This is a genomic window from Bacillus sp. AFS018417, from assembly GCF_002560985.1.
In the GTDB taxonomy this organism is placed as follows: domain Bacteria; phylum Bacillota; class Bacilli; order Bacillales; family Bacillaceae_G; genus Bacillus_A; species Bacillus_A rhizoplanae.
This window is the reverse complement of sequence record NZ_NTTM01000004.1, coordinates 42,837-59,155: the sequence shown is the minus strand read 5'-3', so window position 1 is coordinate 59,155 and position 16,319 is coordinate 42,837. Positions and strand designations below refer to the sequence as shown.

15 protein-coding genes are annotated in these 16,319 nt (G+C 38.0%); 9 read left to right on the top strand and 6 right to left on the bottom strand.

The window, feature by feature from the left end:
* The first annotated feature begins 96 nt into the window (after positions 1-96).
* Complete coding sequence (locus CN326_RS02475) at positions 97-726, top strand: GNAT family N-acetyltransferase (RefSeq protein ID WP_098305888.1); 630 nt, start codon at positions 97-99, stop codon at positions 724-726.
* A gap of 79 nt (positions 727-805) precedes the next feature.
* On the opposite strand, the gene CN326_RS02470 is transcribed toward CN326_RS02475, so the two are convergent.
* Entirely contained in the window at positions 806-1,402 is a 597-nt protein-coding gene (locus tag CN326_RS02470) for a TetR/AcrR family transcriptional regulator (protein ID WP_098305886.1), read from the bottom strand.
* A gap of 338 nt (positions 1,403-1,740) precedes the next feature.
* Positions 1,741-2,244 carry a DinB family protein gene (locus CN326_RS02465; RefSeq protein WP_098305884.1) on the bottom strand — a complete coding sequence of 168 codons (504 nt, stop codon included), beginning with the start codon at positions 2,242-2,244 and terminating at the stop codon, positions 1,741-1,743.
* A 556-nt stretch (positions 2,245-2,800) separates the two neighbouring features.
* Here CN326_RS02465 and CN326_RS02460 point away from each other — a divergent pair.
* Positions 2,801-3,463, top strand: coding sequence for a DUF1801 domain-containing protein (locus tag CN326_RS02460; RefSeq protein WP_098305882.1), 663 nt, complete (start codon positions 2,801-2,803; stop codon positions 3,461-3,463).
* A 397-nt stretch (positions 3,464-3,860) separates the two neighbouring features.
* On the opposite strand, the gene CN326_RS24845 is transcribed toward CN326_RS02460, so the two are convergent.
* Entirely contained in the window at positions 3,861-5,441 is a 1,581-nt protein-coding gene (locus CN326_RS24845) for an HNH endonuclease (RefSeq protein ID WP_098305880.1), read from the bottom strand.
* 273 nt (positions 5,442-5,714) lie between these two features.
* Here CN326_RS24845 and CN326_RS02450 point away from each other — a divergent pair, with 273 nt between their 5' ends.
* From CN326_RS02450 to CN326_RS02440, 3 genes are all read left to right on the top strand, one after another.
* Positions 5,715-6,713, top strand: coding sequence for a S66 family peptidase (locus CN326_RS02450; RefSeq protein WP_098305878.1), 999 nt, complete (start codon positions 5,715-5,717; stop codon positions 6,711-6,713).
* 263 nt (positions 6,714-6,976) lie between these two features.
* Positions 6,977-8,128: an SLC13 family permease gene (locus tag CN326_RS02445; protein WP_098305876.1), complete on the top strand. Its 1,152-nt coding sequence runs from the start codon at positions 6,977-6,979 to the stop codon at positions 8,126-8,128.
* Positions 8,129-8,414: 286 nt separating this feature from the next.
* A complete protein-coding gene (locus CN326_RS02440; protein WP_255258081.1) occupies positions 8,415-8,549 on the top strand; it encodes a hypothetical protein in 135 nt (44 codons plus the stop codon).
* Here CN326_RS02440 and alr read toward each other — a convergent pair.
* From alr to CN326_RS02425, 3 genes are all read right to left on the bottom strand, one after another.
* A complete protein-coding gene (alr, locus tag CN326_RS02435) occupies positions 8,546-9,721 on the bottom strand; it encodes an alanine racemase (RefSeq protein WP_098305874.1) in 1,176 nt (391 codons plus the stop codon). The two genes, CN326_RS02440 and alr, sit on opposite strands and share 4 nt — an antisense overlap.
* Before the next feature lie 66 nt (positions 9,722-9,787).
* A complete protein-coding gene (gene ald / locus CN326_RS02430) occupies positions 9,788-10,921 on the bottom strand; it encodes an alanine dehydrogenase (RefSeq protein ID WP_098305872.1) in 1,134 nt (377 codons plus the stop codon).
* A 140-nt stretch (positions 10,922-11,061) separates the two neighbouring features.
* On the bottom strand, positions 11,062-12,285 hold the full coding sequence (locus CN326_RS02425; protein WP_098306255.1) for a PucR family transcriptional regulator: 1,224 nt from the start codon (positions 12,283-12,285) through the stop codon (positions 11,062-11,064).
* Between the two features lie 453 nt (positions 12,286-12,738).
* On the opposite strand from CN326_RS02425, the gene alaP reads away from it, so the two are divergent.
* The 4 genes from alaP to CN326_RS02400 all read left to right on the top strand — a co-directional run bounded on the left by alaP (position 12,739) and on the right by CN326_RS02400 (position 16,317).
* Positions 12,739-14,136: an alanine permease AlaP gene (gene alaP / locus CN326_RS02420; protein WP_098306253.1), complete on the top strand. Its 1,398-nt coding sequence runs from the start codon at positions 12,739-12,741 to the stop codon at positions 14,134-14,136.
* A 485-nt stretch (positions 14,137-14,621) separates the two neighbouring features.
* A complete protein-coding gene (locus CN326_RS02410) occupies positions 14,622-15,392 on the top strand; it encodes an alpha/beta fold hydrolase (protein WP_098306251.1) in 771 nt (256 codons plus the stop codon).
* Between the two features lie 115 nt (positions 15,393-15,507).
* Positions 15,508-15,858: an ASCH domain-containing protein gene (locus CN326_RS02405; protein ID WP_098305870.1), complete on the top strand. Its 351-nt coding sequence runs from the start codon at positions 15,508-15,510 to the stop codon at positions 15,856-15,858.
* 18 nt (positions 15,859-15,876) lie between these two features.
* Positions 15,877-16,317, top strand: a complete 441-nt coding sequence (locus CN326_RS02400) for a DUF2269 family protein (RefSeq protein WP_098305868.1) — start codon at positions 15,877-15,879, stop codon at positions 16,315-16,317.
* The last annotated feature ends 2 nt before the right edge of the window (positions 16,318-16,319 follow it).

Sequence of the window (16,319 nt, the reverse complement as noted above, 5' to 3'; positions counted from 1 at the left end):
TGACTCTCCTCTTAGGGGAGACCTTATGATCATAATAAGGCATTTACAACAAAATACGAAATGAAAATTTACTTATGTAAAAGGGAGTTTATAGACATGGATCAAGTAATATATAGAAGCCTAGTTAAAGAAGATTATGAAGCAGTTAAAACATTGATTGGTGAAGCATTTGGCTTCAATGAATTTATTAAGGATAAGAAATTTTTAGATTCAATATTAAACATCTATCTACAAGGTTGTATTTTAGAAAGTTCATTTAGCAAAGTAGCAGAAAAAAACAATAAGATTATTGGTGTTATTTTGGGCGATTCAAAAAAAGACAAAAATCGTTTAAAGAAAGCCCATAATACTGTAAGTCTTGCCTATAGCATGCTTAAAGTATTCATGGCCAATAAAGAAAATAAAAAATTCATAAAAGAATTCGCAAAGGTTCAAGATGCATATAAAGAACTTATAAAAGAAAAAGAAGAGGATTTTCAAGGTTGTATACAGTTATTTATTGTATCAGGGGAATCTAGAGGTCTTGGAGTTGGAAAAGCTCTAATGAACCATTTATATAATTATATGAAAAGTATGGATGTAAAATCCTTATATCTATATACAGATAATAGATGCAACTATGGATTTTATGACAGTCAAAACTTTGAACGTATAAATGAAAAAGAAATTTATTTTGATTCAATGAAAGACAAACTTCATGTATTTTTATACTGTTATGATTTTTAACGAATAGCAAAAACCGTATCACTTATTTGTGATACGGTTTTTGTGTAACGGGACAGACGATCAACTTCCCGATTTCGTACTACTTCGGCTTCCCTACGACCAACCCAAAGAAAAACAAATCTATCAATTGATCTATACTCCTCGTTATGCGTTCTTGATTCGACGCTTCCCAATGCCGCCCCAGCTCATTTTTGTACATCGTGAAGTACAGCATAATTATCTCTTCTGTTTGATCTCTATGAATGTAGCCCTGTTGCTTTCCAATCGCGACAAACTTCATAAATAATTGCATGACTTTCCGCTCATTATAACTCTTCAGCCTTTGCATCAACCCACTCCCCTCAGAGAATGGGGATTTCTGAAAATTATCCGATATAATTTGTAAATTTTTAGCTTCCAGCAGCATGATTTCCTTCGTCTTTTCAGGAAAGGAACACGCTGAATCCAGAATCTTCTCATACTGCTCCAACTGTTTGTCCATCCAATTCATAAGCATGTCAGTATAGAGCTGTTCTTTTGTTCCAAAGTAGTTATAAATGGTAGAGGGAGAAACCTTCGCATTTTGAGCGATTTCATTCACGCTCACCTTTCGAAAACCATGTTTGGAGAACAATTCAAATGAGGAGCTGTATATCTGCTCAATTTTGTTCTGTTTCCGTCGTTCGAATCCGTTCATATTCTCCACCTCACTTGTAGTGTAGCTCAAGTTTTAGAGTAAATGCAGAAAATGTAAGTTTGTACCGGGGATTCGGATTTGCTCTAAGCAAAGAAACACAAATCGACAAGGTACCCGTATATTGTATGTTCTATCAGAAAAATAGTTCGGGCAACGGAGATTCCGAGATTTCGGCTCATTTATAAAATGGTTTTGAATTTCATGCTGATACATAAAAAAGTGGCCGATTTAATGGCCACTTTTACTAACTTGTATGCTTTCATCAAAAATTAAGGGAAACCTAAACTATAAAGGTTTCCCATTCTTTGTTAAAGTATGAATCCGTAGCACTATAACTTTTAAAGCGGCGGATTTTCCACTCCTAAATGAATCCAATCTTCCTTTGGTGGACCATAAACTCCAAATGGTTTTATTCCTGCTTGACGCATAAGAACTGTAACTTGTCCACGATGATGAACAATGTGCTTAATTAGCCCCATTAGGATCGTAGCGTTTGATTCCTGTCTTCCAAATGCTTCTTGTATTTGCTTTAGAGATTCATCTGTCCATTGTTCTTCAATAACTTTGGCTGCATCGAGACTTATCTTTTTAAAGGTTTCAGCAATTTCCTTCGCTGAAGTTGGTACACTTTCTGCATTTTCTACTCCATCAATCTTCAACCCGAAATGAGCTAAATACTCTGGAATACTTGTTGTAAAATGCCACGCAATCCTTCCCAAAGTACGACCTTCTGTATAAACTTGTTGTTGTAATGATTCATCTGTCAAACCATCCAAAACTTTTTGGGTTAGTAATGCTTCCCTATTCCATTCATTAATAAAATCTGAAATTGTTACATACATGAATAATTCCTCCTCAATCAAAATTTTTTGAAATACAGTGCAAAACATTCGTTTCTATATCTTAATTTCCCTGCTTGAATTAGAACAACTCATTGATAGAATTGTTTTTTTGTATGTGGTACAAGCTATAAAATGCTTTGCTCACTTTGATAGCCAAGCGGAACATCTGTTCCCTATTTAACTATATCAAGAATTCAGAAAAACATCAAATAGATGGTAATCATTTAAGAAATTAAATTGGAAGCTGTGTCTGAGAGACCTTAGCTCGTCCGTTCGCTCCAACCTGCTTATTTCGTCATCATAACAATCCACTCTTCGGATAAAGTAAAACTTCCATCAGTGGGAGATTTTCATCCCACTCTTATCTTCTTTGACTCTCTCTAAGTCTTAAGGTAGAATCTTACTGCCCACTAATGCTGGATAAACACCAAAAAAAGCCATACAAGTTTGATAAATTTTTAAAGGCAGCCAAAAAATGACAGAAAGAATCGGAGAAATTGAGAATAATCATTCTTGACTGTCAGCTAATTGTAAAATTGCAAAGGAGTGTTCCTTGATGACAAATAGTAGAATGAATCCTAAGGTCGATGAATTTTTAAATGCGGCCAAAAAGTGGAAGGAAGAATACGAGAAGTTGAGAAATATCGTTCTTGACTGTGAGCTAACCGAAGAATTTAAATGGATGCATCCTTGTTACACGTTTGAGAAAAAAAACATAGTTTTAATACATGGATTTAAAGAATATTGTGCGCTTTCGTTTCACAAAGGTGCCTTGTTACAGGATACTCATGGGATTCTAATCCAACCAACGGAGAATGTACAGGCGGGGCGCCAGATTCGATTCACCAATGTTCAAGAAATAGTTGAAATGGAAGCCATCTTGAAAGCCTATATTTATGAAGCCATTGAAGTTGAAAAAGCCGGTTTAAAAGTGAAAAAGAAAGAGCATAAAGAATTCATAATTCCTGAAGAACTTCAAAATAAATTCGATGAAATGCCTACTTTTAAAACTGCTTTTGAATCATTGACACCGGGACGGCAAAGAGCATACATTCTTTATTTTTCTCAAGCCAAACAATCCAAAACTCGAGAGTCAAGGATCGGAAAATATATCCAGAAAATTCTCGATGGAAAGGGATTAAATGATTGTACTTGTGGGCTATCTCAAAAACAGCCCAACTGTGACGGCTCACACAAGTCATTGGATAAGAAAAAATAATAATCAAACTTTAAGATATTGTCTCACTTTGCGTTCATTCGAAATCTTTTTAGATCGCAGGTAACATTCAATCAAATAATTTATTCGCAGAGTATAAACAAACTACCGTATAACAGGCTTACGCATTATTAGTTAAGAAAAGAAAAATACTGTACACAAAAGTGTACCCTTTAGCTTTTTGCTGAAAGATACACTTTTCTTGAACTAACAGGTGCTTTAGTTGAATAAGCCAATCTAAAAAAGTCGGTTCCTTAGCGTACAGGAATTCGACTTTTTTTAGATTGGCTTAGCGTACAAAATTTCCGAAATGTTGGCGGGACCCCATAGCCATCAAGCTAAACTCTTGAAGTACCTCCCTAAACGAAAATTTACTTTTTTATCGTTCCAATCTCCAAATTTAACTTGTTACTTTCAAAATATCTCTCAATTCCTCCACCGTCAGCACTTCGTCCTTCTTCCGATGGATCATCCGATGACAATTGGAACAAACAGGAACAAGGTCCTCTTCCAGATTAATTTCCGTTGCTTCCTCAAGTGTACTTAATGGTTTTACATGATGCACTTCTATAAAACCTTTTCCTCTTTCTCCGTACACTTTTTCAAAATCAAATCCGCACACAGCACATGAACATCCGTGGATTTCAATAGCCGCTGATCTATTGCGTGCATCACGTTCATAGCGTGTTCCGTAGTATGTTTTTGCAGTCCCTTCTGTATAGAAAATATCCTCTTGTGCCAGTTCCGATGTAATATCCTCTTCTACAATTTTCTCCCTGTATTGTTTCTGTACTTCAGGGAACATCATCTGAAATGTCTCCTCATTTTCCCGTACCCACGGATTTACTTTTTGGCTATTTCCTTTGTAATGAACCATAGAAACGTCCTTTATAGAAACAAACGAGTTGTACTCAAACAAAAGTTCCAATCCTCTCCGCTTTACTCGTGTAAGCAATTGTTTTTTAGAGGAACTTCGCAAACGTTTTTTGTGAACTACATTCCCATCTTCTAGTAGCATCACTCGATATTCAGGTGCTTTTTCATCTTTAGAACACTTTACAATAAGGATATAGTATTTCGTTTTAAAACTTCCTTCATATTCTTTTTGACGCAAACTTTGAGCAAACGGTTTTTCATTGGACGGTAGTTGTTCTCTTTCAACCTTTTCCTCCCAGATCTTATCAAGGGCTTTCGCATGTTCCGATGATAAGAGATAATTCGTTTGGTTGGCCATACGTAAAATAAGTAAATCGTGTAAAATGTCATGTTCAGCTAAATCTTCTCTAGTTATCGGAGACTTTGTTAAAACTTGTTCGCGATTGATTGGGATTCCTTCTTTCTCATCCGTTCCGCCCTCATTAATCCAATATGTACTTGCATCAGCGGTTTGAGTTTCTGGCCCCGTAATCTTCCCTTTCGCAATGACTCCACCTGTTCCCTTCTGCTTTCCATCAGATCTCCAAATATAAACCGTGTCCCCTTCTCTTATCACATCTCTATAATGTTCCTGGTTTAAAGACCACAGCCAAGCTTCATTTTCTTCTATATAATCATCAATACGGAAACGTATAGGATTGCCTTGGAAAATCCACGTATGATTCAAACGCTTCGGACGCACCGTTTCGTGGAAAGAAGAAAGAAAATCATCCCAATGTCTGTACTGGAAAACCGCTTCTCGCTGCTCGTAGTAAAAATGATCCCACTCGTCTCCTTTTAAATTCCCATATCCCATCAGCGGTGCGATATATGTAAAAAAGCCTTCTCCAGGCATCTGGCTGTTCCGACTAATGACAATCGCAGATAAAGGAGGCGCGTTTCGTTCAATACACATCTCAGATATAGCTCCCAGCGGCTTGTTCAGCTGAATCGGAGAAATATATCCTCCAATTTCTTTACTTAATTGTCCATATTCCATTACTTTCCCGCTTTTCGCACACTCTACTAAAAGTTCACTTATTCTATAAAGAAGCTTCTTATTCATCTATATCCCCCTACAAAAATAGAATACGATTTTCATAACTTTATAAAGCCGAAAAGATTTTTTACAACAAAATTAATAATGATATTCTTAAATCCTATTATAACAAAAATAAAAATTACAAATTTACCCTTGTTTAATCCTTTTTGTATTCTTCCTACAGATTTGTTTGAGATATAGTCAAATTAATTTAAGGTATAATAAATTGTAAGACTATTCACATTATTTTTCCATTTAAATATACATGCAAATGTCTTTCAAGGGAGAGAGAAAACGATGAAACTTAGCAAATTACAAAAAGGGGATTTAATCGGGATTTATTCCCCTTCGTCACCAGCAACTTATACCGCACCTAAAAGATTTGATCGAGCAAAAAGATTTTTGGAGAACAAAGGATTTCATATAATAGAAGGAAATTTAACTGGAAAACATGATCATTACCGGTCTGGAGGTATGAAAGAACGGGCAGAAGAACTTAATGAATTAATACGAAATCCGAACATCAAATGTATCATGTCAACCATTGGTGGAATGAATTCTAATTCCATATTGCCTTATATTGACTATGAGGCATTTATGAAGAACCCAAAAATAATGATTGGTTATTCTGATGTTACTGCAATATTACTTGGGATATACGCAAAAACTGGAATACATACATTTTACGGACCTGCATTAGTCCCTTCATTTGGTGAATTTGAGCCATTTGTTAACTTTACATACGAATATTTTAGCGACATGTTAGAAGAGCAACAAACATTACCCTACAAGATTAAAAAACCGCCTTATTGGACGGATGAATGTATCAATTGGGAAGAAAAAACGAAGGAAAAACAACGCAGAAAAAATGATTGGGTCTGTGTAAATAGCGGAAAAGCAACAGGAAAGTTAATTGGAGGAAATTTAAACACATTAAGTGGTATTTGGGGTAGCGAATACATGCCAGAAATAAAAGAAGGAGATATCCTTTTTATCGAAGATGCAGCAAAAGATGCTGCTACGATTGAAAGAAGTTTTTCCTTACTAAAAGTCAATGGAATATTCAATAAAATTTCCGGCTTAATCCTTGGGAAACATGAGCAGTTTAATGATTGCGGTACAAATAAGAAACCATATGAGATTCTATTAGAAGTTTTAGATGGTATGAACATACCCTTTATTGCGGAATTTGATTGCTGCCACACTCACCCTATGTTAACCGTTCCAATTGGTATAAAAGTAGAGATGGATGCAACAAATAAAACACTACATATTCTTGAAGAGTGGATACGTTAAATCTATTAAATATAAAAAGGCTAATTAACCGAAACATGGATGAATCAGCCTTTTTCATATCAAATTTGTTTATTATAGAAGATAGCCGAAATACTGGCTGTACCCCATGCCTATCAAACCAAGACAATTCATTACCCCCATAACGAAAAAATGCCATCTTTTCTGTAATTTAATGTAAATAATGGTATTTTTTAAGTGTATTGAGGTTTCAAATGCAAGAAACAGGGGTATGTAGTAGAATAAATAGTACTGGAGGGGGATTGATGAAAGAATATATTTATACGAAAAACGAAAAAAAAGTGAACTTGAAATTTGGAATTTTAAAAAAAGACATTGTATTGACCATATCACTCTTATTAGCAATCGTAAGCTGTTTATTCCATGCACCAAAAATAGAATATATTAATTTTAAAGTATTAGTCAGTTTATTTAATCTTATGCTCGTAGTTAAGGCTCTGGAAGATCTTAAACTATTGGATAAGTTCGCCATTGCTCTACTAAGTAAATGTCATACTAGTAAAAGCGTTTCAGCAATCCTAATTTTATTATGCTTTTTTAGTTCCATGCTTGTAACGAATGATGTGGCATTAATAACATTTGTACCATTAACACTTATAATTAGTAAGTTTATACAAACTTCTATGTTAGATACTATTATACTAGAGACAATTGCGGCTAACATCGGAAGCAGCCTAACTCCTATGGGAAATCCTCAAAATCTTTTCATATTTACTAACTATGGAATAAAGCCTATACAATTTTTTACAACAATCCTTCTATTAGTGGTTCTTGGAATTATTCTGTTATTCTTTCTTAATCAAAGATTGAATAGTAAAACATTGGAAATGGAACTTCCGTATATTCCTATAAAAAGTAAAAAAAAGGCAACGGTATGGGGAATACTATTTGGCATCATATCTGCATCCATACTAGGGGTTTTAGACTACAAACTTGCGTTCATCATCGCATTGGGAACCGCATGTATACTTGATATAAAATTATTGAAGAAAATTGATTATTTATTGCTTATTACTTTTATATGTTTTTTTATATTTATAGGAAACATATCGGAATTAAAGGTAGTTCACACATTTGCAAGCGAAAATCTCAAAAGTCCCACATCTATCTTTTTCAGTTCCATAATTTTAAGCCAACTGATAAGCAATGTACCAGCTGCGATTTTTTTATCAAAATTCTCCGTGGATTGGCAGCCTTTATTAGTAGGTGTGAATTTAGGTGGACTTGGTACGATTGTCGCTTCCCTCGCAAGTGTAATTTCATTTAAACTTTTTATTAAGAGAGATCCACAAAAAAGTAAAATGTACCTTATAAGGTTTAGCTTTTATAACTTTTCGATTTTAGCTCTTTTAACTCTTGTTTATTATTTTACGATGAAAAATCAAAATTTCTTTTAATACAAAGTAATAGGTTTAAACAACTTTGGGTCCTACCAATATAAAAACCCAATTTCTCGAATTTTAATACTGAGAAATTGGGTTTTTTATATTAGATTTGCCTTAACATATGCCTATAGGGATACCACCCCATGTCCATCAAATTATCTACATAAAATACCCTCTAAAAATTAAGAATACCCAAAACTTAAAATAGACATTTATTTCATTTGTTATAATTCAAACAAAATAAATAAATGTCTATTTTCCATACTTGACGATGCCAAATTTACTGGAGGGGATAAAAATGAAAAAGGCACTTTACATCAATATAGGTGGAGAAGGACACTTAAATCCAACGTTAGGATTAGTGCATGATTTAGTACAACGTGGAGACAACATTGTCTATTATTCATCAAATGATTTTGAAGAAAAAATCTAACATAATACTCTTTTAGTTACAAATAGTTTGTGCTGTTGTGACTTTACATAAATTCTCGGCACCCGCTTCCCAATCAAACAAACCACTTCGTAATTAATAGTCCCCATCAACTTTGCAATCTCGTCCACAGATTGAAACGAAGAACCATTATGTCCAAAAATAGTTACTTCATCATCGGTACTGCAGCCATCAATATCCGTCACATCAATCATTGTCTGATCCATGCACACACGCCCGACGATAGGGGATAACTGCTCGTGCATCAAAACCATCCCTTGGTTTGAAAGCAGGCGTGAAAGGCCATCCGCATAGCCGAGCGGAAGTGTTGCGATAAGGCTTTCTTTTTCGAGTTTATATGTCCAGCCGTAGCTGATTCGCTGGGAGGCAGGAATAGTTTTCAGAGCCGCGATTTTCGTTTTGAAATTCATGGCTTGCTTGAGTTTGATAGAATGCCCTTTAAATGTCTCATTAGGGTATAAGCCATATAAAGCGATGCCGATGCGTACCATATCCAGATGCATGTCAGGGAAATTCATCGTGCCGGCACTGTTGCAACAATGCCTGATCGGTACATGAATATCGTGTGTTTCCAAAGATTCAATCACATCCAAAAAGTGCTGAAACTGCATGAGTGTATAGGCAGGGTCTTTACTGTCCGCATTGGCGAAATGCGTGAATATGCCTTCGAGATATACAGAGGGAGAGGTAGCCGCCTTTTGTGCAAGTTCCAAAGCTTCTTCCGCAGAAGTGATGCCGATTCTGGACATGCCTGTATCAACTTTTAAATGAACGGAAGCTGTTTTTTGTAATAGAGAAGATTGGATGATGATTTCATCCAATACTTCGTGAGAGAATACGGTCAGCGTAATGTCTTCCGAAACGGCCTTTTGAACCGAGCGTACTGGCGTATACCCTAAAACAAGAATCGGATGAGAGATACCTGCATTCCGCAGCTGCAGAGCCTCATCTAAAAGAGCGACAGCCAAATAATCCGCCTCTGCTTGCATAAGGGTCTTCGCAATTTCAACTGCGCCATGCCCGTAGCCGTCCGCTTTGACAACAGCCATAATTTTTGTTTGTTCCTTTACATATCCCCTGAATTGCAAAAAATTGTGGTGAATGTTGTCCAATAAAATTTCTGCCCATGTGTCACGATAACTGTTCCGTTTCATGTACCCATCCCCTTTGTATGAAAAACCCCCTCAAGAGCTGCTCTTAAGGGGAGATTGAAATCTTAATTAGATAGCCGCAACTTCTTTTGCGAAAGCGTTTTCTACAGATACGTAAGTGTAGCCGAGGTCTTTTGCGACCACATCGTATGTGATTTCGCCGTTCGCCGTGTTTACGCCAAGTTTCAATGCGCCGTTTTCAGAGATTGCTTTTTGCACGCCCTTGTTGGCGATTTGCAATGCGTAGGGAACTGTTACGTTCGTCAAAGCGATAGTGGATGTTCTTGGAACTGCGCCCGGCATGTTCGCAACAGAGTAGTGAAGAACGCCGTGCTTTTCGAATGTCGGATTGTCATGCGTCGTTACATGGTCGCATGTTTCCACAACGCCGCCTTGGTCGATCGCTACATCTACGATTACAGAGCCAGGCTTCATTGTTTTTACCATTTCTTCCGTGACAAGCTTAGGAGCTTTTGCGCCAGGAATCAATACGGCACTGATTAAAAGGTCTGCTTCTTTCACCGCTTCCGCGATGTTGAACGGATTGGACATCAATGTTTTGATTTGAGTGCCGAAAATGTCATCCAATTGGCGCAGACGATCTGCGTTCAAGTCGATGATTGTTACTTCAGCTCCGATGCCGATTGCCATTTTCGCAGCGTTAGTTCCTACGATGCCACCGCCGATGATAGTAACTTTACCGCGGCTCACGCCAGGAACGCCCGCAAGAAGGATGCCTTGGCCGCCGTTCGGCTTTTGCAGGAATTGCGCGCCGATTTGTACAGCCATGCGTCCAGCTACTTCGCTCATCGGTGTAAGAAGAGGAAGCGTACGGTTCACTTCTACTGTTTCGTATGCGATTGCAGTAACGCCATTATCTTTAAGAGCTTGAGCTAAAGCAGGCTCTGCAGCCAAATGCAAGTATGTGAATAGAATTAAGCCTGGACGGAAGTATGTGTATTCGCTGGAGAGAGGTTCTTTTACCTTCATGATCATTTCCGATTGCGCCCATACGTCAGCGGCACTTTCAATAATTTCGGCACCAGCGTTTGCGTAATCTTCATTTCTGAATCCGCTTCCAATACCAGCGTTTGCTTCAACCAATACTTTATGACCAGACTTCACGAATGAGATAACTCCTGCAGGCGTAAGCGCAACACGATTTTCGTTATTTTTTATTTCCTTCGGTACTCCGATAATCATTAGATTTTCTCCCCCTTAATAACCTTTAATTTACCTTGTTCTAATCCGAGTATAGAATGTTCAAAATATTTTTTCATCGTTAAAAAAGGAGAAAAACGCATCATCCTTTTGTGGAATTCCACAAAAGGATGATGTTACATCTACATAAATTTTTGCAGCTTGAGATCCAAGTACAAAATCATTTTTTGGTTGGGGTCTTTTAAATTGATTTCACTGATTTCACAAATGCGTTTAAGCCTGTAGCTCAGCGTATTGGCGTGAATATTCAAAGCCTTGGCCACGGCACTGACATTGCTGTCTTTATTCAAAAAGACCTCCAGCGTTTCAACAAGATTGCAATTATACTTTTGGTCATACTCATGCAGCTTTTGCAGCGTCTGATTTTCATACTCTTCATGCTTTCTCTGCTCAAGCAGAAGATCAATCAGCTGATAAATCCCCATGTTTTGATAACTGTGAATACTCGCTGTTTCGGAAGGGAATTTTTCCTTTATGGATAAAACAGTCAATGTTTCTTTGTACGCTTTGCCGATTTTTTGATAGTCACAGTATATACTGCTGAATGCCGGTCTGATAAATTTGATTCCGAATCGCTTTTCCATCTTGTGCACAAATGTCTCGACGAAGCGGTTGATTTCATGGAAAGGCTGATCGACATCATCCAATGAAGTGAGAAGGATCAGCTGGTTACAATCAATCGTATAAAGCAAAACTTTCAAATGCTGACTTGTTTTTAACAAATAAGAAATTTGTTTTTCTTCCTCACTCGTAATTTCTTGTTCAAAATGGAATACGGCAACGGCAAATAAGGAAGCGGGAGTAATGTGAAGCAGGTGAAAGTTTCTAATAATTTCCTCGTTTATCTGCATATGACCGGTGAGCAGCTTCCAAAAAAATTCTTGCGATCGTTCTTCCTGTTTGTTTTTGCGGGTTTGCAGCTGCAGCAGCTTGCTTTTCACAGCTTCCGCAGCTCTTTTCAGCAAGGTGCAATCCTGCTCAGTCAAAGATTTCTCGATTTCCAAAGCCCAAATGAACCCCAGGACGTCCTCTTTGTTCCAGATGGAAATCGCGACCCTGTCACCGAGACCAATATCATCTATCCTTTTTATGCGAATAGGCTCACAATCTTTTAAAAGGGCGGGAATAATTCCTTCTTTCCATAAGCTATTGATTACTTTTTCAGGTACGCGGCGTCCCATAATAGTCGCGATTCTCGCGGGGTCTGTTCTTTCATCATGGGTGCTGTACGCAAGAAGGCGATGATTCGCATCCTCAATCGTAATCGAGCATTGCAGAACCTCACTGATCACATCAGCAAATTCTTCCAAACTATCGAAGGCGGCTCTAAAAGGATCGTTTTTCATATATGTCAAGATTCATCCCTCCCATTTGAAATGTATTTGCATATTTACTGCAGGCGACAATTTCCTTTGTGTAAATCAACAAAATGATCTCATAATTTTTATAAATCTTATACAAAAAATAAATTTCACACAAGTGTCAAAATGCTGTAATATAATTTTTGTAATATTCTGATCAACGGGCCTGTTTATTGTAAGCGTCAACATCGGGAGGGCGGATCAACAAATTCTGTAGAAATGTCAATGGGTTTATATACATCTACATTCCGAAAGACGCGATATTCTTGCTTTATTCATAAAAATTAATATGTAACAAAAACGTTATATGTTTCTTAGTAAAGCAATAAATAAAAAGGCATGTTAACTATTGATTAGAGGAGGTTTGAATTTTGAGGCAAGAAGAACATGGGGAATACATTTCAAAGATTAGGAGATTTCTACAAAGGGGGAGAAATGATGCAGAAGAAGCATGAAAAAGAACTTCATCGCGGATTGGAAGAAAGGCATATCACTCTTATGTCGTTAGGGGCGGCTATCGGGGTCGGACTGTTCCTCGGTTCCGCATCTGCTATTAAGTTGGCGGGTCCCGGGATTTTGCTGGCGTACGGATTTGCTGGTCTCATCATGTTTTTCATCATGAGAGCTCTTGGGGAGATGGCGATTCAAAAGCCTGTGGCAGGTTCGTTCAGCAGATACGCGCGTGACTACTTAGGTCCTCTTGCGGGCTATCTGACAGGGTGGAATTACTGGTTTTTATGGGTTGTGACTTGTATGGCTGAAATTACGGCTGTCGGTGTTTATATGAAATACTGGTTCCCGGATATTCCGACTTGGATTTGGGCATTGGCTGCGCTTGTCATTATGACAACAGTCAATTTCTTGGCTGTAAAAGCATATGGGGAGTTGGAGTTTTGGTTCGCGCTTATTAAGATTGTGACGATTGTCGCGATGATCGCGATTAGTGCGGGAATGATCGTTTTTGGTATCGGAAACGGCGGCATCGCTACAGGCATTCATAATTTATGGGAGCATGGCGGTTTTTTCCCGAACGGAATCAGCGGCGTTCTCATGTCGTTGCAGATGGTTATGTTCGCTTACCTGGGCATTGAAATGATCGGTGTTACAGCCGGAGAAGTTAAAAATCCGGAGAAAACGCTAGCGAAAGCAATCGATTCTGTATTCTGGCGTATTTTAATCTTTTATGTAGGGGCACTCTTCGTTATTATGGCCATTTATCCTTGGAATGAAATTGGCACACAAGGAAGCCCGTTCGTTTTGACATTTGAGAAGTTTGGAATTAAGTCGGCGGCAGGTATTATTAACTTTGTCGTGCTGACAGCGGCTCTTTCTTCCTGCAACAGCGGTATCTTCAGTACGGGACGTATGCTGTTCAACTTAGCGGAACACGGTGAAGCACCGAAGCAATACAGCTCTCTTACAAAAGGCGGTGTTCCGGGCACGGCTGTTTTAGCTTCTGCAGCCGCTTTATTAATAGGTGTTGTGCTGAACTATGTGGTGCCGGCAAAAGTATTTACATGGGTGACGAGCATCGCCACATTCGGAGCGATCTGGACGTGGGCTGTTATTTTGTTATCTCAAATCCGTTACCGCAAGAGCTTACAGCCGGAGATACAAAAGCAACTAAAGTATAAAATGCCTTTCTTCCCATATGCTTCTTATGTTTCATTGGCATTTTTAGCAGCGGTAATCGGCATTATGGCTTATAATCCGGACACAAGAATCGCACTGGCCGTCGGACCGGTTTGGTTCGCTATCTTAATCGGCTTTTACTATGGAAAAGGATTCCACAAAAGAAAGCAGACAGAATATGCAAAAGGCAAACAAATCGGCTGAAAAGAGGCTGTGAAGAAATTGAACTTATTCCCATCAAGTTAAGATTTTGAAGTATCCCCAAAACGAAAAATACGCTATTCTTTTTGAAGAAATATGCAGAAAGGATGGCGTTTTTGGTATAAATTTATCGATTTCTGATGAACTAGAATTGTTTCTAAAGAACCCCTTCAAAAAACCCACCTCCCCCTTGTTTCATCCTTTTTGTATTCTTCTCACAAATTTGTTTGAAATATAATGGTATTAATTTAAGGTATAATGAATTGTAGGACTATTTACATTATTCCCCAAATACAAATACCTTTCAAGAGAGAGCACACTATGAAACTTAGCAAATTACAAAAAGGGGATTTAATTTGGATTTATTCCCCGTCATCACCAACAACTTATACCGCACATAAAAGATTTAATCGAGCAAAAAAATTTTTGGAGAATAAATGGAAATAGTCTTTCCTTTTTATATCAAAATGAAAAATGGGGGATTGAATATGAGTGAATTAATTGGGAATGAAACAGGAAAAAGACTAGATATAGGTGGTATTGAATTATACTATGAATTGTTAGGGGAAAATAATGAAGGTCCAACTCTAGTTTTTGATTCTGGATATGGAGCCACTTTAGAAAGCTGGAATCCTATTAGAGATGACATTTCAAAATTCTCAAAAATGTTTATTTATGATAGAGCCGGTATCGGCAAAAGTGGAATGGATGAAAGACCTCGCCATAGTCAACAAAGTGTCGAAAATCTGCGTATCTTACTTCATAAAGCAGGTATAAAACCTCCATATGTATTAGTCGGGCACTCATTGGGAGGTTTGAATACAAGATTATTTGCAAGCACATATCCAGAGGAAGTAGTAGGAGTAGTTCTCTTAGACTCAACTCACGAGGATCAAAACAGAATATTACCTGCTCTATTTACAAAAGAAGTTCAGGAGGCTTATTATAACCAATTTACTTTGGAAGGTTCCCTTAATGAGGTAGAAGAAAGTTTAGAACAAGTTCGTACTTCTAAATCTTTTGGAAGTATTCCACTTATTGTCGTAACAGGTGGTTTGCAGCCTTTTCATACAGTAGAGTCTATGGCTGCTTGGATGAAATTCCAGAGAGAGCTTGCTAACTTGTCGACTAATAAAAAACATATTATTGTTGAAGATGCTGGACACGCAATACATATTGATCAGCCTCAAGTTGTTGTTAATGTAATAAGGGATATATTAGATATGGTGAAAAATAACAACAAACACTCTACTCTGTAATGAACATTGTATGAAAGTTTGTTATCCCTATTTAAGTAGAAACTTGCTATATAGAATAATTTTTTTATATGATAAAGTGGGCTTATGCTTAAATAAAAAAAGGGGAGTGACCCAGATGACAAACCAAAATGAAATGAACGCTTTACCGCCAAAAACATGTACGATTGAACGTCTCATCACGATTCAGGAGGACATTGAAAAAGTGCTTGCAGGACAGAAAACGGCTACTCGCCGCAACGGGAGATATGCGGATGTCGGGGAAGTGATGGAGCTTCAAGGTCACCGGTATGTTGTGGAGAAGGTCTATTCGCAGTCACTTGGCGAATTGACTGATGAACATGCCCGTCAAGAAGGCTTTGCGAATGTGGAGGAATATAAGCAATCTATCCTGTCTCTTCACCCTGGCATGCCGTGGCTGCCAAAGATGAGAGTTTGGGTTCATGAGTTCCGTCCCATCGAAGGTTAATGTGATATAAGGATGGACATGTTGTATCGACTGCTTCTGTATGTACATATTTTCAGTGTAATTTTATCCATCGGCCCGTTTTTTGTATTGCTTCCGCTCATCAAAAAACTGCGGGCTTCAGAGGCTCGAACACAGCAGGCTTATCTGGATGTGTTCCGATTTTCGGTCAGGCTGGCCAAGCATGCTGGGCATGTGCTGGTTGCATCCGGGGCCCTGCTTGTACTGGCAGGCCCTTGGACTTGGAAGACCCCTTGGATAGTGATGACTCTTATTCTCATGGCGAGTTCATTATTTTTCCTAGCCCGCGCCTTTTCGCCGACCATTCGGAAATTCAACGAAACGAGCCAAGACAAGAACGCCTTGATTCAATTGTTGTGGCGTTCTGTTTGGACTTACATCGTTCTTTTGATGGTGATGTTATGGTTCATGGTGACAAAGCCTGCGTTGTGGCAGGGGTGATA